This is a genomic window from Nocardia blacklockiae (assembly GCF_015477355.1).
Taxonomy (GTDB): Bacteria; Actinomycetota; Actinomycetes; order Mycobacteriales; family Mycobacteriaceae; genus Nocardia; species Nocardia blacklockiae.
Window position 1 is genome coordinate 43,222 of the sequence record NZ_JADLRJ010000002.1, and the last position, 21,106, is coordinate 64,327.

Here is a 21,106-nt window from a genome sequence, read left to right on the forward strand (position 1 = left end):
CTCCTCTGTCAGGGATGTGAGGGCATGGGCGGAAAAACGGCCGGTAACAGCGCCAGGCCGCGGTGGATGGCGCCGGGTAGCCACTGCATCTGCTCGGCGGGTTGCGCCAGGGCGATTTCCGGCAGCGTGTCCATCAGCTCGTCGAGGCACGTGCCCGCGATGACCAGCGCGATCTGCTTGGCGGGTTCCGGGCACTCGTGCAGATGCGCACCGAACGACAGGTAGGAACGATTGCCTCGCAGGGATTCGCCGCCGGCGTTCTCGATTTCCGGATCCGTGTGGCAACCCGCGAGGCTGATCAGTACCGGCTCACGTTCGGGCACCTGGGTGTCGGCGATGATCTTCATCCCGGTCGGGAAGCGCGGGCACGCGGTCGCCAGGGGTGGATTGGTGAACAGGACCTCATCGATCCCGTCCCGGATCGACAGCGCCCCGCCGAGCATGTCTCCGCCGAACTTGTCGTCGGTCATGAGCAGCAGCAAGGTGTTGGCGATGAGGTTCCACACCGGCTGGGTGGCCATCGAATACAGCATCGCCAGCTGGTGCGGTTCGGTGCCGCTGTCGAGGCTGTCGGTGGCCTCGATCAGCCACGACGTCACGTCCCGGCCCGGAGCATCGCGTTTGGCCGCCACCGTGTGCTCCATGGCCTCGACCAGCATCTGGTGACCGCGTTCGACCTCGGCCGGACCGACCGCGCCGCGCAGTGCCATGATCGCTCGATATGCCTGCGCCGCCGCCTGCTCCGGCAAGCCCAGCAGATCGTGCACCAGATCGATCACGACCGGAATCGCGAAGTGCCCGAGCAGATCGGCGCGGCCGACGTCGCTGAACGAGCTGATCCATGCCGCCGCACGAGATGCGGCCTTGTCCCGCAGCGCCTTCTGGTCGACCTGACCGAGCGCGGTGACTACGGCGCGGCGCAGGCGCGTGTGCTCGTCACCGGCGCTGTGTAGCGCATCCGGACGCCACGCCAGCTCCGGACAACTACGTTGCGCGCGGGCCTGCCAGGCGCGCGGATCGGCCGAGCACCCGGGATCGGCGAGCACCCTCAGCGCGTCCCGGTACCCGATCACCAGCGTCGCCGCGGTGCCCGGGGTGACATCGACCGGCGCGAGCGGTCCAAAACGGGCCCGGAGGTCCTGTAGAGCGGCGCGCATGTTGTTGGCAAAACCACTGTGGTACAACGCTTCTCGCGATTGCGCGGCCGCGGGTAGGCCGTCGCCGGCCCTGTAGCCGCTCGGCGGCGGGGTCGAGGTGGTCAACCGTCTCTCCAGACGTGATCGCAGTGTGAACCAGACGCGCCACCGGCTGGTGACCGCCTACGGGACGAATGTTTGCCGGAGATCTCCGGCGTGAAATGGGTTGAGCTGTCGGTTAGCTGACTGCCACCGCCGTCGGGTATGCGGTGCGCCGCGACGGTGGCAGCCGCGAATACCACCGGTCGTAGGCGTTGAACGCGGCGACGGCTTCACTGACGCTGGCGGGACCGGCGTGGACAGTCCAGAACGTCAGGACGGCCGCCCACCACCCCGCATCGCACGGGTGCCCCGGGTCGCGCAACTCCGCAGCGGCCAGGTTGTTGAACCGTTCGACCAGACGCTGTTCGGCGGAGGCCACCTGCGACCAGTCTTCCCGCACCCGGTCGAGTGCGTTCATCACCGGCGGGGCCCCGCACTGCAGTATGGCCTCGGCGTGGTCGCTGTAGATCCGGGCCAGCTCGCGCACCACGCCCAGCGCCGGATGACCGGATCGACCCGCCTCACCCCGCAGGGTGTCGCTGACCGCGGTGATCAGCTGCTTCGCGTTCGGCCACTGCGGGTGCGTCACGGTGCCGCGGGGCATCATGCCGCGCTCGCCGACTGCTCCGCCACCGGCCGCGCGGTTCCCGGCGGCCCCGCAGCGGGGTCGCCGACCATCGGCCGTGGCGACATTCCGGTGAATATCGCTGCACGCACAGAGGTTTCGACGACAGCGGCGCTGTCCGGAACCGTCGCGGAGCAGGCGTGCCGTTGCAGGCACGTCGGCGGGTGGCCGGCGTGCAAGGTCCGGATGCACCGGGCCTGCTCGGCAGTCAGGTCATCGCCGGGTGGGGTCGAGCAGTCGCGCAGTGCCAGCTGGTCTCGTTCGCCGCACGGCAGCAGGTACGCCCCTGAGTGCATGCGCAAACCTCCCTCTGCTTCGGGCATAGGGCATCACCGCGCGACACCGGTCGACGCAGCGGGGGGTCCGGGTCGACGGGCGTTGCTCGGTCTGCTCGGGGTGGGGAGCATTCCCCCAGATCCTCGGGGAGGGGAAATGCCCTATGCCATAAGCATTTTCGAACTGTCGCAGCGAGGCCGACAATAGATCGGCCGAACCAGTCAGTTGTCCAGTTCTTGGTGCGCTGGTCAGCGCCGGGAATTCGCTAGCCGCTGTACGGTGTCAGAGGGAGGTCCACAGCGCGGGCTCAGCGGTGGGGTCGCGCAGAGTGCGTAGACGATGAGCGAGTTCGCGAGCGGCAGCGACATCCCCGCCCGCCGCGCGCCGGATGTAGCCGAAGAGAGTGTGCAGGTCGCGCATCGCGAACAAGATCTTCACACTGTCCCAGGTGCGGAATTCGCTCAGGGAGACACGGCCGTAGGCGGCGAAGAACTCCTCGAGATCCTGCTCCGAGGCACCGAATCGCACGTCGTGACAGGCGACGACGAGGTCCTGCTCCCGCGGGCCGATACTGACGTCGTCCCAGTCGCCGAGCACGACCCGCGAATCGCCGTCCCAGAGCGTGTTGCCCGCGTACGGGTCGCCATGGATCAGCCCGACGCCCAAGCGCGAATCGAGCGTGCGGTAGCGGTCGAGCAGGTCGTGCGCGCGGTCAGCGAGCCAGGCGAGATCGCCCGGGTCGAGCGCCTGCCGATACTCCGGATCGTCCAGCGTTGCAAGGAATCCGGCCAACGGCGGGTACTGGGGCAGGGAGAACGGTGGTGCGGGCAGGCCGTGCAGCCGGGCGAGGATGGCGCCCAGTGCGCGCATCGGCGGCTCACCCCGGTCGCCTTGGGGATAGTAGCGCCAGACGGTGACCACGGCGCCGTCGACGTCGACCGATTCGTTTCTCAGTGGCTCGGTTACGGGCACGCCGTGGGCGGCCAGCCAGCGCGTGATCTCGAGCGAGGCGCGTGCTCGCGCACCGTTCTGCTCGACGCGGCCGACCCGGACGACGGCCGATTCGCCGGGCAGCAGGTACACGGCATTGGCATGTGCTCGGATCAGCCGGGCATCGCCGTGATCGAGCCCGAAATGCTCGCAGGCGATGAGAAGAACGGAATCGGGCGAGAGCCCCGTCATCGCACGGCGGGAGTCAGGCGCGTGGAGTACGCAGAAGTGGCCTCGATCAAGCTCTTCGCGACCGGGGCGTCGGTGTGGCGGTGGCTCCGCAGGGCAGCGGTGACGGTACGCATCCCCTCCATGATGGGGGCAATCCTGCGATCGGGGGGAAGTTCGAGCACCGGTTTCAACACGTCACCCGCTCCCTCGAGCTCATTGTCCGCGATCCGCGCGAGACCGGCATCGATTCTGGCCAGGCCCTCGTCGCCGTAGGATCGCCGATCCTCCGGGCCGGAGGCGTACCGCTGGATGGCATTGAGTGCCCACAGTTCGGCTTGCCCGTGGTCGCCGATACGCCGATACGTACCGCCGAGGTAGTAGGCCATCTTCGCCAGCGGGAACTGCATGGCGCCCCCGAACGCGTTCACCTCGTCGCCGGCGGCTGCTTCCTCGGCCGCGGCCACCACGCGCGCGGCCGAGGAGCGGGCCAAGGCAATGTCGCCGACACGGGCCGCGCACCGCGCCCGCAGCGCCCACAACCGCACTCGATGGTCGCCCGGCGGGGCCCATCCGGTGGCGTCCTCCAAGATCGACAGCGCTGCGCCCGGTGTCGGGGACCATTCGACGATCAGCGCCTTCGTGCCCTTGATCCACGCCTCGAGACCACGGTGGCCTACATCGGCGGCCAGCGACTCCGCCGCCGAGACGTGTTTCATCGCTGCTGCCGTATCGCCCGCGAGATCGTCGGTGCATTCAGCCAGCAGCTGCATTGTCACCGCTGCCAGCAGATATAGCTCACGCGCTCGCCGCGGGCGAGGTCCCATCAGCAGCGCCTGCCGGATCAGAGAGCGGGTGCTCAGCAGTTCGTTCACCAGGGGAAGTGGAGCCTTATGGACGTAGCCCTGCGCAATCGCAGACACTCGCGCGGCCAGGTTGTCCAACGTCAGCGAGCTGACCGGTTCGTAGCGTGCCAGCCGTGTCAACTCTGCGGACTCGTCCGCCGCTGTATTGAGGCTCTGCTGCAAAGCCTGCGCCGCGCACACGGCGAGCAGTGCTCCGTCGGCCTCCAAGACGTCGTCGAGACGTGCTGCCATCTTCGAGGTCGGAAGGCGCTCGCCCTGCTCTATCCGAGCCATATGCTGCCGAGCATAGTTGGTGCGGGCCGCGAGTTCTCCGACTGTCAGACCGCGCTCTTCACGCAGCCGGCGTACCTCGCGGCCAAAAGCGTTCCTATTTCCGTTCATCGAACCTCCCGACCGCCACGACCTCGGTGTCGTCATCGGCGTCGTCGACGCCGGCTGCGGCAGCGATCGCGCCGCCAGTGTCGACGACGACCTGCGCTGGCGGCAGAGCGCGTGCGGCCGTGGCACGCAGCGCCGCCGCGGTGTCGGCGACGACCCACCGGGCGAGCAGCGCGAGTTCGTGATCGCGGGTGGTCAGCACGAGGGTGACCGGGTTGCGGCGCGGCGGATGCAGGACCGGCGCGAAGAGGTCGGCAGCCAGCCGGTTCATGCCGACGATGACCAGCAGGCCGTGTCGGTCGAATCGGGCGGTGCGAGCCTGGATCAGGTCGCGGGCTTTACGCGGTGGTGTCCACACCGCGCCGCCGTCTGTGCGGCGCGGCGCGCTCGCCCCGTTTCCTGGCTGGATCGGTGCGAGAGGCACGTAGTCGAGACCGGTGAGCAGCCTCAGCGCGTCGACGTCGGCGACGTGGCGGGGATCCAGTGCCCGGCGTACGGCGTGACTGGTCATCATGGTCACCGCGGTGTCGGCCACCGTCAACCAGCGGCGGGCCTGCCGGTCGGCGTCGGAATCCGGTGTCGCGGTGTCGAGTTCGTGGAGGGTGGCGCTGAGGAGGACCGCCGACAGTCGCCTGAGCCGTGTGAAGACCGCGGCCATGTGCGGTGCGCGGGCGATTTCCGCGGCCAGGCCGGTGGTAGTCAGTGACAGCACCGGCGATTCCAGCCATACCCGCGACAGCGTGGCGAGCGCCGCATCGGGCGATTCCGCGTGCCCCCGCCGCGACCGGGTGCGCTCGGCATCGTCGGCGAGCACGGTCAGATAGAGCACACGCTTGCTGGGAAAGTGGGCGTAGACCGCGCCGCGGGTGAATCCCGCGCGGTCGGCGATAGTGTCGATCCGGGCCGCGGTGTAGCCGACCCGGCCGAACTCCTTCCGCGCCGCGGCGACGATCCGCTGCCGGGTGAGCGCTTGGGACTGTGCTCTGCTCAATCGCGCCATCCCGCGGCACCTTTCGCCTCGGAGGCGAGGAGTACGGACTCGCCGCGCGGGCCGTGTCCGGCGATCCGGATCGCTTCGACGACCGCTAGATCGAACTTCCGGATGAGGGCGGCGGGGATCGACCCGGTATCGGGTAACGCTTGCAGGAACGTGGCGTCTCGGCGGCGGCATGCCCACGCGAACCGGTCCAGTGCCTCCAGCAGCGCCTCCGCGTCAGTGGCCGAACGAGACCGCTGAAATCGGGCGCTCGCGCTGGCCCGGTCGGCGGCGGCGTGCAGGTAGCCGTCGACGGCCGCGGAGATCTCGGCATCGGGCACACCGCAGCGCGGCGGCGGATCGCCGTAGGTGCCCGGCCGCAGCACCTGCAAGGCTCGACGTTTGGGCCAGCACCGCTCGGCGTGGCACCGCTCGTGCAACGCCAGCATCGACTCGCCCAGACTGCGCACGGTCAGCACTCCGAGATCAATGCAGCAGACCTCGAACGGCATCGTCGGTCGCTGCTGCCTGGCGGTCGTGATACGGCGGTATGTCCGGCGCGCCACCCACACGTCGAACCCCTCGGTGCAGACCTCGAGGTCGGCGCGGTCACCGCCGGAATCGCCTGCCAGCACGCCATCGAACAGGTCCGCCGGCCCCGCGTTGCCCCCGAGCGTGTCGGCGGCCAGCCGCTCCTTCGCGCGCTGACGCAGCTTGCACCGGTCCGGATCACACGTCCGGGAGAGTTGCTCGCACAGTGCGGCAACGACCCACGACTCCAGGGGTCCGGGATCGTGTTGGCAGTCATGTCTTTTCGGCCACGGGCCGGTCGGCACCATCTCTCCTACCTGTCTTGCAATCCAGTCGGCCGCGTCGCGGTCGACCTCGACGTTGTCGGTCTCGCCGAGCACACGGTGTGCCCGCGGGCCGAACTCGGCCATGTTCTCTCCACACACATCGGCTCCCGTACAACCGAGACCGGCCGCGGCGGGGGCACACGTTCAGCCACGCGACGGCTCCCCTGGCGCGTCGTCGGCCGGGCGGACATGCACGGCTTTCGGGCCCTTGGGCCAGGCCGAGTCGACCTCGAAGGTCACGCGCTGCCCGCCGCGCAGGGTCCGGCGTCCCTGGCTCTCGCTGACGATGTCGGAGTGATGCACGTACACATCCGGCCCGTCGTCCGGGGCGATGAATCCGTAGCCCTTCTCGTCGTCGAACCACTTCACCACGCCGCTTCGCATCGTGACTCCTCCGTCTTCCTGTCGCTCGAATAGTCGTCGTACGCACCTGGTCAGCGGCCGGTATCGGCACCGGGCGCGGCTGATTTCGGTTGCAGCCGATACGGATTCACTCGTTCGGCGGTGTCAGCTTCGGCTGGCGGACCTGCCAGCAGCACGGCCACCGACTCGGCCGGGGCAGGGCGGTAACAGCTGCGCGGCTGCTCGATCGTTGTCGTCACCGCCGCCCACGCCTGCGCGCCCTCGGCGGTGACCGCGCGGCCCCGCTGCCGCAGCATCCGCACCGCGTCCTCGACGGCGGACTCCGGCACCGTCACCAGCTCCAGGCTCACCCGATGCCCGTCGGACACCATCCCGGGAAACTCCGTCGAATCACCGGACAGAACCCGTTGCACCGCAACGGGTATCGCGGCACCTTCCACGGCGACCAGCACCGTCTTGATCCCGAAGCGGTGCGCTGCGGTGACCGTGCCCAGCAGCAGGCCCCCGCCGTCCGCGCCGTCGAGCACCGGGACCATCACCGTCGCGAGCCGCCAGACCAGGGAGTTGATGCCCGTCACCCACGTGCCCGATCCGGCCGCCAGCAGCGGATCCCCCGGGCCCGGCACCAACGCCCCAACCTCCCGCGCATAGGCGTCGCGGCAGGCGATCGGGTCACCGTCGACCACTACTTCCACCGTCACCGGCCCGCCGCGCAGCCATCCCACCGTCGGCGCGGGCAGCGCCGGGACGAACAGCGCCACCGGAGCGTTCTCGATGCGCGCGGCCCACGCCCACGCCGCGGCCACCGACTCCGTGCGCGCCGCTATCGCGACACCCGCCGCGGGTAGCTCGCCGGCGGCCCGTGTCGCTCGCAGGAACCACAGCGCGCCGCGCGCGTGCACGGATCCGCTGTGCTGCTTGTGCTCCCGGACGAGCACCACACGGCCGGTCACCGAACGCGGCAGCGCGGCGGGGTCGACGTCCTCGAAGTGCACAGGCCGGATCGTGTCCGCGATGCCGGTCCAGGCATCGACGATGTGGGGCTGCCAGCCGATTCCGCCGGTGCTCACGCCGTGTACACCAGTTCGCGGAACCGGGTCCGCTCCGAAGTGTCCGTGGCCAGGACACGACGCGCACCTCCCGCGAGGGCACCGATCAGCCGGGTGCATTCGGGCAGCTCATACTCGGGCAAGCCGTCCAGCCATTGCCGGCGCCGGTTTCCCGGGGTCGGCAGCGCGAGCTCCGCGCCCAGCCCGACCGCCGTGACTCCCGCACGCATCGCCGCCGCGTCCACGAGCATCGAATCGTCCTGCGTCCCGGGTGCCACGGCCAGGAACACGGACAGAGGACGGACGGTGGCGGCACCGATAAGAAACACCGGCACCGGGCTCTCGAGGGTCGTCCGGATACGTTCCAGCTCCTCCTCGGACGGCGGCCGTGTCATGAACGCCCGCACACCGGTGGTGCGGATCGTCAACGCTTTCGTGTGCTGGTCCAGCCACACCGGCTCGTACCACTGCCGGTACCTCTCCCGGCACACGCGATAGGTCGCCGGGCTCCCGGCACTCTCCGCCGGCCGCAGATACCGCGTCGTCTCGGGCGGGGCGGATAGCAGTGAAATAGCAGACATAAGGCCCTCGCTCACAGTTGAGAAATAGGAAGTTTGTTCAAGGAATTTCGGTCAACAATTAGCGGCTCAGCCCGCTCCCGGGCCCGTCCAGAGCCGTTCGCACGGGAGATCCGGAAGGCCGGGCGGCAGGTTGTCGTCGATGCGGACGTGCGCGATGTCCCGGGCCTCGATCGCGCTCGCGAAGCGCCGCGCTGCTTCCCGTCCTGCCTGGTACTCCGTCACGATGGGGAGTTCGTCTGTTGGGAACTCCACGACCACATGGCATTTGTCGACATCGCGTTCGCCCATCCCGGCTCACCCGGCGATCGTCCGCGTCATCGGTACACGCACCCGAGGCCATCGTTTTAGTGGATCCAGCGTCCAGATATCGGCCTGACGCCGGGTCACGTCCACCCAGCCGTCGGACAAGTGCAGCAGTGACGGGATCAGGAGGGTCTCGATCCCCCCGTCAGGGAATGTCGCGAGCAATTGCCCGAACCGAGCCGAATTCGCCGCCACCAGCACCTCATCGAACAATTCCAGGCGCCGTGCTGCGGCCAGCTCCCCGAGCTGGCGGACGTGCGTACTGGTCAGCGTGCGCGAGATGTCCTCGCGCACAATCCCGAACGCCCGGCCGGTCGTCATCACCACGCACCTTCGGCGACGACATCGCGATGCACCTGGACCACCTGGGCCACCATCTCCGTCCAGGCCGCCGCCAGCGGCAGCGCGCACCAGCTCAAAGTGTCGTCGCCTTCACGCGGCCGCATCCGCCCGTACCGCTGGGCCACGGGAACGACAACCATCGGAAGCAGGTCGTGATCGCGCCATCTGGGTTGGGCTAGGTCGTCTCCGACGTAGACAAGCATTACCGCTGGAGCCACCGCGCCAACCTCCCCTTCTTAACGGGGCATTCCCCCGCGAATAGCGTCGTCGGCGGTGGAAGTTTGAAGGGCAGAGCGAGCAGGAAGATGACCTCCCGGACCGACAGCCCGACCGGCCGGAGCGATGCCTCCCACTCCTGCCAGATCGGGTCGTTCAACGGAGCGAGCTCTCTGCTGCAGATGGCATCGGCGAACTGAACGAGCGTGAGGGCCTGCTCGGCGGTCAACGTGCGACCACGCAATCGGTCCCGGAACACCCACAGGCCATCCCCGACCGAGACGGCCGACACCTCGGAGCAGCTGCTGGTGATGCTGAATCCCGTGCATTCGACAGCCATCACACGGTCCCCCGCTCACAATCGTCAGCGGGGCGGCCCCTGATGCTCGACCGTTCGTAACCCTGGACGTACCAGCGCTCTCCGCCTGCGTAGTCGACGAGCCAATCGAGCTCGATAGCGCTTTCGGCGGCCGCCGCTTTATCAGCACTTGCCGATCCAGCCGGTGTGGTCGGCGCACGGTCCGGACATCTCGCCGCGAGGTCACATCGTGTAGTGGGCTGCATGGCCAATCACCCCTGCTTCTGCGGTCGTCGGCTCTCTTCTGTGATGACCGACACAAGTGAGGCTAGGACGCTAGCTACTGTGCCGTCAAGATGTTCACGCCATATCTGTAGCATCAAGAATGACAGCTGTCATTCTTGGTCGGGATGCTAAGGTTCCGCTGGCCCCCGATCAGGAGGAGAGGAACGATTCGATGGCACCGAGATCGCCTGCCGTAGCGCGTTGGGAACTGTCGTATCGCACCCGCAAGCGGAAGGACGAGCTGGGAATCACCGGGCCGCAGATTGCGAGGGCCCTGAAGTTTTCGCCGACCTACTGGCCGAAAGTTGAGCGCGATCAGCGAATCCTCAAGGAGGACAAGCTGATCGAGTTGCTTCAGCTGCTTGGATTCACCGACGAAGAGCAGAACGAGCTCATAGCAGCCCGTCGGCTTGCTGGCGAGAGTGGCTGGTGGTCGGAATACGAGGGGTTGTTTTCCGAGCAGCAGTTGCGGCTGTTCGGAATGGAGTACGGCGCCGAGGAGATCAGCACTGTCGAAAGCTTGCTTATCCCAGGCCTACTCCAGACCGAGGAATACGCACGCACGCTCATCACCGGTGACACCTTCTTCATCCGCCAGATCGAGGTGCAGCAGCGGATCGAGGCCCGATTGCAGCGACAGAAGCGGCTCTCGGGCGAGGATCCGTTGCGGCTCAACGTCGTCGTGAGCGAGGCGACGTTGCGGCAGCAAACCGGCGGCCCCGATGTGCTGCGCAATCAACTGCAGCACCTGATTGTCGTACTCGGGGAACATCGCGACACCATCGACTTCCGCGTGCTGCCCTTCACCTCCCACACCGGCGCTATCCGGGGAATCTCGACTTTTCACATCCTCGACTTCGCCCGGCCTCGTCTGCCCACCCTCGCGTGGAGCGAGGTGCCGACACACGACGAGCTCATAGAAGACCAGCAGCGAGTGCGGAACATGACCACCGTGTTCGGCCACCTGCAGCAGGAATCGCTCAGCCGCGAGGACTCCTTGGGACTCCTCAAGGACCTCGCTTCTAGTATGGATAGGGATAAAACAGCAGGTGAGTAGGATCATCGACATGAACGTCAGCGCCACCGCAAAGCTTCACTGGTTCAAGGCGACCTTGTCCAGTTCGTCGTCCAGCTGCGTTGAAGTAGCCGACGCTGGTGAGGTGTGGCTGATTCGCGACAGCAAGTATCTCCGCGATCCTCGCAACCGTCAGAGTGAATCTGGTCAGCCGACGATCAGTGTTTCCGACCGTCTGTGGAGCCGGTTTCTCGACATCGTTCTGGATGGCGGGACCGCAGGTTTCGATGGGCTTCCGTCGATCGAATACGCCGCGGACGGAAGCGTCTCCCTCCACGCTGACGCCATCACGCTTACCTACTGGTCGCATGAGTGGCACGCCTTCCGCGATGGTATTCAGAAGCAGGAGTTCGACCGAACCACTTCGGCAGCCTGATCGGCGGTAGCCGACCTGGTGACTGCCCGACAGGCCGACAGCTGGTCGGCCGCTGCCGGCGGGGCCATTCGCGCTCGCAGCATCCGCACACACGAGCCTGCGGCCGCTTGATCCCCTAGTAGCGGCCTAGCGGGTAGGACTACATCCCCGTCAGTCACCTCGACCGGCGGGGATGTCGCTTCTCGTGGCGGCGTGACTGAGGTATTGACGCAGTCCGGTACGCAGCTGATCCAGCGGTTCACCGAGATGACCCAGGTCAGCGCACAGGCCACCGCCGGTGAGATGGACCAGCGCAAGGCCGCGTTCGACGCGATGGTCGTGCCGCTGCGCGAAGAACTCGACAAACTCCACACCCAGGTGCGGACGTTCCAGGAAACCGGGGCCGGCGCGTTCTCGGCGGTGACCGAGCAGATGAAGGCGACGAACTACACCAACGAGCAGCTCCGCAAGCAGACCGAGCAACTGGTCACCGCGCTACGGAAACCGAACACCCGCGGCCAATGGGGCGAGCTGCAATTGCGCACCGTCGTGGAAGCAGCGGGCATGATCGAGCACGTCGATTTCCAGCAACAGGTCCACGTCGTCGACGCCGACGGCGCGTTGCGCCCGGACATGGTCGTCAACCTCGGCGGCGGCAGGACGATCGTCGTCGACGCGAAGGCCCCGTTCGGTGCCTTCCTCGAGGCGCAGGAAGCCGACACCGACGCCGCGCGTGCCGAGCGCGCGGCCGCGCATGCACGCAATGTCCGCCGGCACGTCGAACAGCTTGCGGCCAAGCAGTATTGGGCGCAGTTCTCCTGCACTCCGGAGTTCGTGGTGATGTTCCTGCCCGCGGAGGCCTTCCTGCAGGCCGCGCTCGACCACGACCCCGGGTTGTGGGACGACGCGATCCGCAAAAAAGTCATCCTCACCACTCCGACCAACCTGCTCATGGCACTGCGCACGGTGGCCTACATGTGGCAGCAGCAGGCCCTCGCCGAGAACGCCGACCGCATCGACAAGCTCGGCAGCGACCTGTATCAGCGCATCACCAATTTCATCGTGCACCTCAACACCGTGGGCGCCACACTCGGCAAGACCGTCGAGGCCTACGACAAGACGATCCGCTCGTTCAACAGCCGCCTGCTCCCCGGGGCCCGAAAGATGGCCGAACTGCGCAGGGCCGAAGAGACATTGGAAGACCTGCCCACGCTCGAGCGCACTGTGCCGACCTCGGCGTTCCCCTCTGCAGTCGGGGCCGGGACCGACGGCGGCTCCGAGACCGACGGCGGCGCTCGCACCGCCTGACCCTGCCCGCTGAGAAGGCGGCCGCCGCCTTCTCAGCGCACCAGGGAGAGAACTTCACACGATAGCCCTAGGCCGCCGAACCTTGCGGGCTATCGTTGTCCGGCATGGTCACCGCAACGATTTCGATGGACGACCAGTTGTTCGCGCACGTCCAGCAAGCGGCCGGGGGCGACATCTCCGCCTGGATCGCCACAGCCTGCCGTCACCGTCTGCTCAGCGACGGTGTCCGCACCGCGGTGGTCTGGGACTACCAACCCTCCGCGGCCGAATACCACCGTCTGCGCGGCCGGGTCACCGAGGCCGAGCGCGAAACCCGCACCTTTGCCGAAGATGCCTGGCACCAGCGCGGCAGCCACGATGACGAACCTGCCGACTCGCGGATCGCCGACGCCGAGCAGCGCGTCCACGCTCTGTTCGAACGGGCCGACCGACGACTGCGTGATCAGCATGAGGACCGCGGACAATGAATCGACCACGTCACCCCGAATCCACACCCGAACAGGCAGCCGACATCCTGAACCGCACGAATCTCGCCTGGGAAGAGGTCCCGGACCAGGACGTGCCGCCCCTGCTCACCGACGCCAACGCCGCGGAACTTCTACGCCGGATCGCCGCCGAGCGCTGATCGCAGCGTCCGGCCACACTCTGCTCCTGACACCCGCTGTGCCGCAACGCCTTTCGGCCCTCGCAAGGCGCGCGGTGACGCTACGCCGCCCCGGTGTGCCAGTCGCGGTCGAACAGCGGCAACTGCGACGCACCTGTTGCGGGTGCGGTACCGCCGAGGATCCGCAGGCAACGGCCACAGCTGACCTCCGCGCGAGTCGGTTGCAGCGCATCCGGCGACCACCCGGCCACACCGGTATGGCAGATCAACTCCGGCGCTTCCTCGGATCCGATCCACCGCCCCATGCGCACCGCGTGCACGACGCGGCCGTGGTGGACGACCGCGTGCACTCCCGGGTCGCCGAATGTCGCCCGCACCGACGCGGCCAGCGGGCTGATGTCGGTCATGAACCGCACAATACGGCCACCCACCGACACGAAATCCCCACTGCGCCCGCTGAATTCGTGTCAGCATGCGTGCCCACCGCTCGCCGTCGCCTCACGGCCCTCGCCAGGGGGCTGCAGGCGAGGAGTTAACCGTGAGTTTTCATCACTTTTGGTTCCGGGCTTCTGCCATGCCCTTATCCTGTTGCCTGAGAGTTGCTGATGTGGTGGTTGGTCTGTCGACGCGCCGAAGGGACGGTGGACATGCCCGAACTCGATCCAGCAGCCAGCCCGGTGCGCATGGTCGCCGCTCGCGCGGGCCGCAAAGGCTACCGGCTCGAGCAAGCCAGCGGCACTGAGGCCGTGCCCGGCCTGTGGCATCTGCTCGATATCACCGACGGTGCACCCCTGGTCACCGGGAGCCTCGACCAGATCAATGCCTGGCTCAACAGCTGAGCGCACCGCGACATCGCCGTCCTGCATGAACGGTGCCCACCCCGGCCCGAGGGAAGTCGCGGCGGGCACCTCACAGGAACCGCAATCCGCGGGGAGCGGTCCAGCATGCCGCGGCGGACACCGAAACCCGAGATCTGCGCCCGCCGGAACCAGAATACGTCCATGCCAGTCCAGCCGCGGCGCTCCGGCACACAGGTCCCGCGCAAGCACCCCCAGCACGCCCGTCGACAGAGTTGTCCGTTGTCGTGCCGCGCTCAATCCGCTGGGCGTGCCAGGCCGTCCCACCACGTACTCGGCGGCGCCGACAGAGCGCTGTCCCGCAGCGCCTTCCCGGTCGGAGTGGTGATCATCGGAATCATCGAGTCGATGTAGCGCTGCATCAGGCGAGGAGCGCGGCCTGCTTCCTGGTATTCGCGGGCCTGCATCAGCAGCTCGAGCTTGTCCGCGTCGCGGGAGCAGCGGGCCTCGAGGGTGGCCTGCTCGGTCTTGGCGCTCTCATGTTCGTCGACGGCAGCACGGATCCGCCGAGCCAGCTGGTCCGGCAGTCCTTCCGTCTGATCGGCCACGATCTCAGCGGGCGGCGTGGTGTCGTTGTAGAGCCTGGTCACCGCGTCGGGATCACCCGAACGGGCCTCATGCATGTCGTGGAACAACGCCAGCACCGCGGCGTGTTCCGGGTCGGCGCCCTCGCCGACCGCGATCGCATACGACAAGATCGCGGCTCGCCACGAATGTCCGGCGACATCCTCACCGTCGCGGATACCGCACCGGCGCCACCCGCTGCGGCTGAGCAACTTGAGGTAGCCGAGTTCGTAGGCGAACACGGTGGTCCGAGCGACAGGGTCGCTGCGGTCGGCACTCGCGCCGCAGATGACGGCGGCGCCCTGGTTGTTCATGTTCGAACCGGCCACCGGGTTGTCGGATTCTTCCACCGCCACAGTATCGACTACCTCGGCCATCGCGGGACTCGTAGCCTGTAAACGCTTGCCGCGCAAGTCATTCGGCGCTGTGGCCGGATAGCCCACCTCCTCGTGCCCGAATCGGCGGTGGAGTTCTGCCATGTTGCCGATCGCGGCGGCGAACGCCGGCAGTGACCCGTCGGGTAGCGCGTAGGCGACAACCTTCGATTTCGCCGAGTTCGGGCCGCGGAACGCCTGGATCAGCCGACGCTCGGGCAACCGGTACCGGATACCCTCATGGCGGGCAGCGGAATTGAGCGACAGCACAGCCGGCCGCGGCGCGATGCCGCCGGTGAGCTCATCGAGCCGGTCGAGGCTCGCCGACCCGCCCTCGGTGACCAAAGCTCGAACCAGCCGGATACTGTCGGCGGTCGCCGCCCGCAGAATCCGCTCCGCGAGTTCGGCGGTCCATTCGACGCCCTCGTCAGTTCCCTCCGAATGCGCCGGAGCGACCGGCCCGGAGTCGGCCGCGGCTGAACCCTCGTCTCGCGGGGCGAGAGCGGGAAGCCGTTCGGCGACGACGATCTGGACAGCCAGCAGCCCAAGCGAACTCAAGTTCGTCGAAATCGGCACAGCCCATGTCGAGGACCATATCCATTCGACCTCGCATCGACAGTTCGTTGCGACGCCGACGTGGCCCGTGCAGAGCGCGCAGAGCGCGCGGACCGGCGGGGGCCGGCTGGGGATCAGGCTGCCGCGTCGGTCAGCTCGGGGTCTATCTGTTGAAGCATGACGTTCAGCCAGTCGGTACCTCGGTGCTCGGGTGGCATCGCTGCGAGGCCCTGAGTCGCTTCCTCGATGCCGTCGGCGACCCGGCCTATGCAGGACAGCACCAGGCCTCTCTGCACGGCCAGGAACCCCGGGTGTACCAATACCCGCCCGGCGGGAGTTCGTCGGTCTCCGGGGAATCCGGCGCTATTGCTTTGGCCGCCGCACGCGTATCTCCGCGCCGCGCCAGCAGCTCGGCGCGCCAGTATTGATCGAATGTTCGCAGCGCCGGGTGCACTCCGTCCTCCGCGAGTGCTCCGTCGGCGAGGTCGAGTGCCTTCGCCAGGTCGCCCTCATGCCTGGCGGTGAGTGACCGGAACGATAGCGCGTGCGCTCGCTGCGGCCCGTCCTGTGCCATGGCGGCCGCGTCGGTGAGAATCTTGTCCGCGATAGCGCGCTGACCCGTAGCGTGTTCCAGCCAGCCACGGTATCGGCTCACCTCGCTCGCCAATCGGTAGTCCAAACCCCGTGCCAGACTGTCGATCCCGCGCACAACCGGAAGAACCGGGGCGGCCCCTATCCGGTGCTCCAGGTGCCGGGTGCGTTCCAGAATCACCGTCACGTCCGACATTCCGGTCCCGTCCGGGTCCGTTCTCATGGCGGACACTCGCGCCGTCACGGGATCCTCGTTCAGCACACGGCGATACGCGGCCACCACCTCCGGAGACACCGGCCGTTTACCGCTCTCGATCTGAGACAGATACGCGGCCGAGAAATGGATACGCGTAGCCATCTGACGCAGGCCGATTCCTGCCACTGTGCGTAGCTCGCGAAGCAGTTGCCCGGTCACATCCGCATCTGCAAACACCTGCTAACGCTAACCCGCGCCCGTCTCGAGCAGATCACGTGAAACCTGGAAGGCGCGCCACAGAGGGCCGTAGCCGACAACCACCCCCGTCCGGCTCCCCCCGGTGGCCGCCTCCAACACGCTGACCAGACGGGTGGGAGTACCGATGCGATATCGACCGACCGCGCTGGATGGGGCGGCAGCGCCGGAGATCACCGACGCTGCCAGGTGCGATCGCGCCCACCTCCCCTGCCTCGCAGGACATCTCGGGGCTATGATCCCGGCCCGCTCGGCAGGGAGCCCCGCTCGCGCCGAACGGGATCTTGTACGTCGCCCACATCGAAACACTCTGTCCGCGACGCAGTTTCGCTCGCTGAACGATGAATCGAGAAGGACGCTCCGGGTGAGGTGGCGCAACCGCAACCACGGCAACACCGTGGAAGAGATCCGAGAGCGGATACACCGCGAGCAGACCGCGGTCGGATGGACCCACGGATGCGCCGGCCGAGCCGTTCACGCCCGACCAGGCGCACGAGGCGATGCAGCAGCATCGCCAGTGTCGGGTAGCGGACTGCGGCCGGAAACGGGCAGCGTTCCAGGCGCTGATCGACGCTGGACGAGTCACGCCCGGTTCCGGCCGGACCCGATAGGCTCCGCGTACCGGTACAGCCGACGCGAGGGGAAAGCAGTGAGCGACGAACAAATCGGATTCGATATCGACTTCGATGACAAGACACAAGCATTCCTGGAATGGGCTGAACCCGAGAATATGGAGGCACAGGTACGCGCCTTCCTCGCTGACACTGTGCCAGGGATCGCGGACTACGCAGACGAGTGGTGGAAGCATCCGCTTCTGCTCGACATCCTTGAAGCGTCAAAACAGCTGTTCGGTGATTGGGAGGGTTTCATCGCGCGGGAGAACAGTGAGAGCGCCGACAGGTTCGTCCGGTTCATAGGGGAGTGCTGTATTCGTCGGCATCCCAGGATGACATGGACGAAAGACACTGACTACGGATTGATACCACCTTTGTTCGGCGACTTCGGCCCGGCAGTGCACGACGCCGCAACTGGCGATGGCGCATCACTGAAATCTATCGCGGAATGGCTGTTCGACGATGACGGTCCGAGCATGGTCGAGTTCAGTATCCAAAAGGCTGGAAAAGCCATCTGATGTAGCCCAGCCAGGGGGGAGCTGTGCCCGACGATTACGACGCAACTCGCCGCGGACTGTCAAATTACGAACGCGGGTTGTTCTTTGAGATTGGCCGCGCGCGGATTTGCGGCGAGACGCCCGAAAGGGGCTGGGTAAGGCAGTTTGCAATCAAGGTAGGCCGGAATACACGCGTATTGGATTCTGCCCGCACCGAAGGTCGGGGCACGAGAAACGTCGAACGAAAATCTGGGCGGATAAATGAACGGGAAACCCGGCAGCAGTTAAAGGTCGAGCGTGAGGCCCTTAATTCCGGGCAGATCACACACAGTCGGTGGGAGACTGTCGCAGGGGAAAAGATACCCGCGACTGTACTTGCCGACATACGCGCCTTGCAGCGGGACTTTCCGGGCAGGTTCCACCACGAGATAATTTCTCGCGCCGATGCGCTTCGAGCGATCGAACTCGGCCGGTCACTGGTGTCCAAGCAACTCGAACTCGTCCGCGCGTACGAGCTGGACCGCGCCGACCGTGCCCGGAAGCGGCTGGCGAATATTCGCGAGATCATCCGCCAGCGAGAAGCCAAGGCGAAAGAAGAACGGGAGCGTGGCGAGCGCGAGCGCAAGGCTCGCGAGGAACGCGTCCGAGTGCAAGCCAGAGCCGCGCGGGAAGCGGCGCGGGAGTTCCCCACTCTCGGAGAACTCCTAGCCCGGAAGGATAACCACACCGACGAGGACACCGGGCGTCATCGAGACGTCGACGCCGCCGGGAACGCGCGTGAGCGGGAGACGGCCGACCTGGAGGCCGAGAACGCCAGGAAGCGCGCAGCGGCCGAGGCCGCAAGGAAACTCCAGCGCGAAGCCGCTGACCGTCTCGCACTGCAAGCCCAGCGACAACGCGAACTGGCCGCCAAGGGCCAGCCGGGGGACATGGCCCGGGAAGTCAGCGACCTGATGCGGGTGACACGGCCGACACCCGGAGTCGAGTCACCACACCGGGAGCCGCCCGAGGCCGGATCAACCCGCGGCGGAAGAGAAGAACGCGGGCGAGAACGCAAAGGACAGGCTCGCACCCGCACCTGAGCGGCATTTCGCGTCATACCTCTGCGACATCATCGAGGCCGGCTAGCAACTACGTTCGCCGCGAAGGGATTCCCCCATGATCGTGTCCGCACTTGCGCCGCCGCGCGCCTACGCCGACGGCGGACCCTTGATCCCCTGCCGAGCCAGCATCGACGTCGCTGCGGACGGGCACCACGCAGGCGGGTCGGGCGGCTCGCGGCCGCGATGAGCGCGGCCCAGCCCGTGAACGAAAGTAGGACTAGGCGCGCAAGCGGGGTGCACCGATCAGTCCGTCGATCTGGCCAGCGGTGCACGCCGACCACCACGCCGCTGTTCGGACTGGACTAAATCTTCACCCGCCTTGCATTAATCTGTCTAATCTGTCTAATCTGTATGCACGACCGGTGCAGACGAGGCTCGACACCGAGCGCACGTCGGCCCTCCTCAGCCACGATTGGAGCAGTCATGCATTTGACTCATTTCTCGCGCGACGAATCGTCCCGGATTGCCGAAGCGTTGAATGCACTATATTTGCCACAGCTGGCGCAGATGGCTCGATGCCGATGCCCGCCGGAGAAGTCTCCGGGAGAAGCTTTTCTGTTCGATGTGCGCCGCCGCGCGATCGACCTCGTCGACATGTTCATCGCTCGTGGCGCATCACCGCTGGGTGCCTTTTACTCGCGCGAAGGCAAGCTGTTCGGCATCCCCACCTCCGGAACAGGCCATCGCGCAGATGTTTCCGAATCCGACGCATGGGCACGGCACTGCGACCTGCACGTTGGTCCGGTTGCGATCGACCAGGGTGATGTAGGCGCTGAATGCATCACCCGAATTGCCGAGTCGGCGCGCCTGATCGCTCGGAACCTGTTGTACGCCATCGCCCTCGAGTTCGATTCCGCATTCAATGAAGCAATCGCCACCGACTTCGAGGCCCGCTATCAGCAACAGCTCACTCGGCTTCGACGTGCCGGGTATACAGCCCGGATCAGGCATCTCGACGAGGGGATTGTCGTGATCAGCGTGCCACTCGGGAGGATCGGCGCCAGAGCCGTCAGCGCCGAGTTGTCGAATGCGGAGCCGGGACTCAAGCGCGATCCGGACGCCGACACGGAGCCCTGGACCGCCGACGCCCGAGACGACGCCACCGACGAGGGGCTCGACGTGACGGTGACCCGCGTCGACCTCCTCACGGCGCTCGACAGCCTCGCCGCAGCCCTCACCGGACCGGGCCTCACAAACCGCACCCGATACTGGCGGCCCGTCGACCAACGGGCCGCAGTGGAATTGCACCCGCGCGACGCCGCCGAGCCCACGTCATATCAACCCTCGGTTCCCGGCCATTCTGCAGAACAGGAGTAATCAATGCCGATTCGGCCCGACTTCAGCGAGCTTCGAATGTCACTTTCGGCCGTGCACGACGTGCATGGCTTCGAGCGAGGGCATGTGACGGCAAGGGCATCAATCACTGTCGATACCCTGGAACGAGCTCGGACATTGGCAGGCATGTTCCCTGAGGACGACCGGGTGATCGTCTATCCGGTACGCACCAGCGCCGGCATTGGAGGACGGGTTGGGACCCGATTCGTCTTCTCGCGCAACGCCGAGTCCGGCGAGTCCCGAGAACAGGCACGGCACCGGTACCTCCAGTTTACGACCCGGGCCCGTGAACTCGGTGTCACTGTCGAGTTCGAACCGGGCCGCTACAGCCGCGACATTGCAAGCCTGGCCGATTTCGAGGCGCTGTCCCAGTCCGACGACTTGTTCGACTTCTTCCGTCACCGGTATGCCCGCGAGATCGCCGCCGTCGCCGCCGCGTGCGTCTCCGGGGCCACGGTCGCCAGCCAGGGCAGCACGACCTACGCCGTCTATGGTCAATTGCCTTCCACAGCAATCATTTCGGTGTCCAACGACCGGATGCAGGGCAGTGTCCGCACCGGTCGTGACGACACGTTTGGACTTGAGATTTCCATTGATGGATACACCGTCGCGAGCATCTATACCGGTACGCTGCGCCAGCAGCTCGACACCGCCGCTTCGCTCACGGAGCGTCAGCTCCGGGCGTTGGCCCAGGATCATCGCCCGCCGTTGCCCGGCAGCGTCGAGCCCACGGGCCTCCTCACCGTCTCCAGCTTCCACATCGAACCAGTAAGCCGCACAGGGCATCTGCGAACATCCACACCGTAGGGCTGACCAGACGACGCCGGGCAACCCAGCCTTACCGTCACCATCAGGCGGTCGCGCCGTCGCCTCGAGCGAGGCCAGATGTTGAACACCAATACGCCGTCGCGCTCCCCGGCACCTCTTGTGTCTAATCTGTCTAATCCGTATATTACGGTCTGCCGGATCGAATTTCGGAACACGGCGATCAACCGCCCATCGCGCTGTCGAA

General features: G+C 66.8%; 27 protein-coding genes and 1 pseudogene. 11 read left to right on the forward strand and 17 right to left on the reverse strand.

The window, feature by feature from the left end:
- Positions 1 to 8: 8 nt before the first annotated feature.
- Positions 9 to 1,262, reverse strand: coding sequence for a cytochrome P450 family protein (locus IU476_RS06250; RefSeq protein WP_195097664.1), 1,254 nt, complete (start codon positions 1,260 to 1,262; stop codon positions 9 to 11).
- Between the two features lie 112 nt (positions 1,263 to 1,374).
- Positions 1,375 to 1,845: a hypothetical protein gene (locus tag IU476_RS06255; RefSeq protein WP_195097666.1), complete on the reverse strand. Its 471-nt coding sequence runs from the start codon at positions 1,843 to 1,845 to the stop codon at positions 1,375 to 1,377.
- A 158-nt stretch (positions 1,846 to 2,003) separates the two neighbouring features.
- Between IU476_RS06255 and IU476_RS06260 the strand changes: the two genes are divergently transcribed.
- The gene (locus IU476_RS06260) at positions 2,004 to 2,153 is read left to right on the forward strand and encodes a hypothetical protein (RefSeq protein WP_195097668.1); all 150 of its coding nucleotides are present in this window, start codon (positions 2,004 to 2,006) and stop codon (positions 2,151 to 2,153) included.
- Between the two features lie 268 nt (positions 2,154 to 2,421).
- Here IU476_RS06260 and IU476_RS06265 read toward each other — a convergent pair whose 3' ends face one another.
- The 11 genes from IU476_RS06265 to IU476_RS06315 form a co-directional block, all read right to left on the reverse strand.
- Positions 2,422 to 3,321: a phosphotransferase enzyme family protein gene (locus tag IU476_RS06265; protein WP_195097670.1), complete on the reverse strand. Its 900-nt coding sequence runs from the start codon at positions 3,319 to 3,321 to the stop codon at positions 2,422 to 2,424.
- Positions 3,318 to 4,544, reverse strand: coding sequence for a helix-turn-helix domain-containing protein (locus IU476_RS06270; protein WP_195097672.1), 1,227 nt, complete (start codon positions 4,542 to 4,544; stop codon positions 3,318 to 3,320). Before IU476_RS06270 ends, IU476_RS06265 begins: the two co-directional genes overlap by 4 nt.
- Entirely contained in the window at positions 4,531 to 5,541 is a 1,011-nt protein-coding gene (locus tag IU476_RS06275) for a TetR/AcrR family transcriptional regulator (RefSeq protein WP_195097674.1), read from the reverse strand. The genes IU476_RS06270 and IU476_RS06275 overlap by 14 nt, the downstream gene beginning before the upstream one ends.
- The gene (locus IU476_RS06280; protein ID WP_195097676.1) at positions 5,529 to 6,458 is read right to left on the reverse strand and encodes a hypothetical protein; all 930 of its coding nucleotides are present in this window, start codon (positions 6,456 to 6,458) and stop codon (positions 5,529 to 5,531) included. Before IU476_RS06280 ends, IU476_RS06275 begins: the two co-directional genes overlap by 13 nt.
- Positions 6,459 to 6,518: 60 nt before the next feature.
- Positions 6,519 to 6,758 carry a cold-shock protein gene (locus IU476_RS06285; protein ID WP_195097678.1) on the reverse strand — a complete coding sequence of 80 codons (240 nt, stop codon included), beginning with the start codon at positions 6,756 to 6,758 and terminating at the stop codon, positions 6,519 to 6,521.
- Positions 6,759 to 6,808: 50 nt separating this feature from the next.
- Positions 6,809 to 7,807 (reverse strand): PALP domain-containing protein, encoded by a 999-nt coding sequence (locus IU476_RS06290; RefSeq protein WP_195097680.1) that lies wholly within the window; start codon positions 7,805 to 7,807, stop codon positions 6,809 to 6,811.
- The gene (locus IU476_RS06295; protein ID WP_195097682.1) at positions 7,804 to 8,241 is read right to left on the reverse strand and encodes a hypothetical protein; all 438 of its coding nucleotides are present in this window, start codon (positions 8,239 to 8,241) and stop codon (positions 7,804 to 7,806) included. Before IU476_RS06295 ends, IU476_RS06290 begins: the two co-directional genes overlap by 4 nt.
- Before the next feature lie 192 nt (positions 8,242 to 8,433).
- Entirely contained in the window at positions 8,434 to 8,655 is a 222-nt protein-coding gene (locus tag IU476_RS06300; RefSeq protein ID WP_195097684.1) for a hypothetical protein, read from the reverse strand.
- Between the two features lie 6 nt (positions 8,656 to 8,661).
- Positions 8,662 to 8,991, reverse strand: coding sequence for a hypothetical protein (locus IU476_RS06305; RefSeq protein WP_195097687.1), 330 nt, complete (start codon positions 8,989 to 8,991; stop codon positions 8,662 to 8,664).
- On the reverse strand, positions 8,991 to 9,152 hold the full coding sequence (locus IU476_RS06310) for a hypothetical protein (RefSeq protein ID WP_195097689.1): 162 nt from the start codon (positions 9,150 to 9,152) through the stop codon (positions 8,991 to 8,993). The genes IU476_RS06305 and IU476_RS06310 overlap by 1 nt, the downstream gene beginning before the upstream one ends.
- Positions 9,153 to 9,214: 62 nt before the next feature.
- Entirely contained in the window at positions 9,215 to 9,568 is a 354-nt protein-coding gene (locus IU476_RS06315) for a hypothetical protein (RefSeq protein WP_195097691.1), read from the reverse strand.
- 343 nt (positions 9,569 to 9,911) lie between these two features.
- On the opposite strand from IU476_RS06315, the gene IU476_RS06320 reads away from it, so the two are divergent.
- The 5 genes from IU476_RS06320 to IU476_RS06340 all read left to right on the forward strand — a co-directional run bounded on the left by IU476_RS06320 (position 9,912) and on the right by IU476_RS06340 (position 13,174).
- Positions 9,912 to 10,868 (forward strand): Scr1 family TA system antitoxin-like transcriptional regulator, encoded by a 957-nt coding sequence (locus IU476_RS06320; protein WP_228823298.1) that lies wholly within the window; start codon positions 9,912 to 9,914, stop codon positions 10,866 to 10,868.
- Positions 10,869 to 10,878: 10 nt separating this feature from the next.
- Positions 10,879 to 11,262, forward strand: a complete 384-nt coding sequence (locus tag IU476_RS06325; RefSeq protein ID WP_195097693.1) for a DUF397 domain-containing protein — start codon at positions 10,879 to 10,881, stop codon at positions 11,260 to 11,262.
- A 192-nt stretch (positions 11,263 to 11,454) separates the two neighbouring features.
- Positions 11,455 to 12,549: a DNA recombination protein RmuC gene (locus IU476_RS06330; RefSeq protein WP_195097695.1), complete on the forward strand. Its 1,095-nt coding sequence runs from the start codon at positions 11,455 to 11,457 to the stop codon at positions 12,547 to 12,549.
- A 104-nt stretch (positions 12,550 to 12,653) separates the two neighbouring features.
- Positions 12,654 to 13,016, forward strand: coding sequence for a hypothetical protein (locus IU476_RS06335; protein ID WP_195097697.1), 363 nt, complete (start codon positions 12,654 to 12,656; stop codon positions 13,014 to 13,016).
- Positions 13,013 to 13,174, forward strand: a complete 162-nt coding sequence (locus IU476_RS06340) for a hypothetical protein (protein ID WP_195097700.1) — start codon at positions 13,013 to 13,015, stop codon at positions 13,172 to 13,174. Before IU476_RS06335 ends, IU476_RS06340 begins: the two co-directional genes overlap by 4 nt.
- A gap of 80 nt (positions 13,175 to 13,254) precedes the next feature.
- On the opposite strand, the gene IU476_RS06345 is transcribed toward IU476_RS06340, so the two are convergent.
- The gene (locus IU476_RS06345; RefSeq protein ID WP_195097702.1) at positions 13,255 to 13,560 is read right to left on the reverse strand and encodes a hypothetical protein; all 306 of its coding nucleotides are present in this window, start codon (positions 13,558 to 13,560) and stop codon (positions 13,255 to 13,257) included.
- A gap of 240 nt (positions 13,561 to 13,800) precedes the next feature.
- Here IU476_RS06345 and IU476_RS06350 point away from each other — a divergent pair, with 240 nt between their 5' ends.
- Positions 13,801 to 13,992, forward strand: coding sequence for a hypothetical protein (locus tag IU476_RS06350; RefSeq protein ID WP_195097704.1), 192 nt, complete (start codon positions 13,801 to 13,803; stop codon positions 13,990 to 13,992).
- Between the two features lie 254 nt (positions 13,993 to 14,246).
- Here IU476_RS06350 and IU476_RS06355 read toward each other — a convergent pair whose 3' ends face one another.
- The 3 genes and pseudogenes from IU476_RS06355 to IU476_RS35935 all read right to left on the reverse strand — a co-directional run.
- Complete coding sequence (locus IU476_RS06355) at positions 14,247 to 15,506, reverse strand: HD domain-containing protein (RefSeq protein ID WP_195097706.1); 1,260 nt, start codon at positions 15,504 to 15,506, stop codon at positions 14,247 to 14,249.
- A 262-nt stretch (positions 15,507 to 15,768) separates the two neighbouring features.
- On the reverse strand, positions 15,769 to 16,317 hold the full coding sequence (locus IU476_RS35930; protein WP_228823456.1) for a hypothetical protein: 549 nt from the start codon (positions 16,315 to 16,317) through the stop codon (positions 15,769 to 15,771).
- Between the two features lie 78 nt (positions 16,318 to 16,395).
- Positions 16,396 to 16,452 (reverse strand): annotated as a pseudogene (locus tag IU476_RS35935) (hypothetical protein); the annotation flags it as partial.
- Positions 16,453 to 17,194: 742 nt separating this feature from the next.
- On the opposite strand from IU476_RS35935, the gene IU476_RS06365 reads away from it, so the two are divergent.
- The 4 genes from IU476_RS06365 to IU476_RS06380 all read left to right on the forward strand — a co-directional run bounded on the left by IU476_RS06365 (position 17,195) and on the right by IU476_RS06380 (position 20,901).
- Positions 17,195 to 17,677 (forward strand): hypothetical protein, encoded by a 483-nt coding sequence (locus tag IU476_RS06365; protein WP_195097708.1) that lies wholly within the window; start codon positions 17,195 to 17,197, stop codon positions 17,675 to 17,677.
- Between the two features lie 23 nt (positions 17,678 to 17,700).
- Positions 17,701 to 18,738 carry a hypothetical protein gene (locus IU476_RS06370; protein WP_195097711.1) on the forward strand — a complete coding sequence of 346 codons (1,038 nt, stop codon included), beginning with the start codon at positions 17,701 to 17,703 and terminating at the stop codon, positions 18,736 to 18,738.
- A gap of 444 nt (positions 18,739 to 19,182) precedes the next feature.
- The gene (locus IU476_RS06375; RefSeq protein WP_195097713.1) at positions 19,183 to 20,076 is read left to right on the forward strand and encodes a hypothetical protein; all 894 of its coding nucleotides are present in this window, start codon (positions 19,183 to 19,185) and stop codon (positions 20,074 to 20,076) included.
- Between the two features lie 3 nt (positions 20,077 to 20,079).
- The gene (locus IU476_RS06380; RefSeq protein ID WP_195097714.1) at positions 20,080 to 20,901 is read left to right on the forward strand and encodes a hypothetical protein; all 822 of its coding nucleotides are present in this window, start codon (positions 20,080 to 20,082) and stop codon (positions 20,899 to 20,901) included.
- Positions 20,902 to 21,106 lie beyond the last annotated feature (205 nt).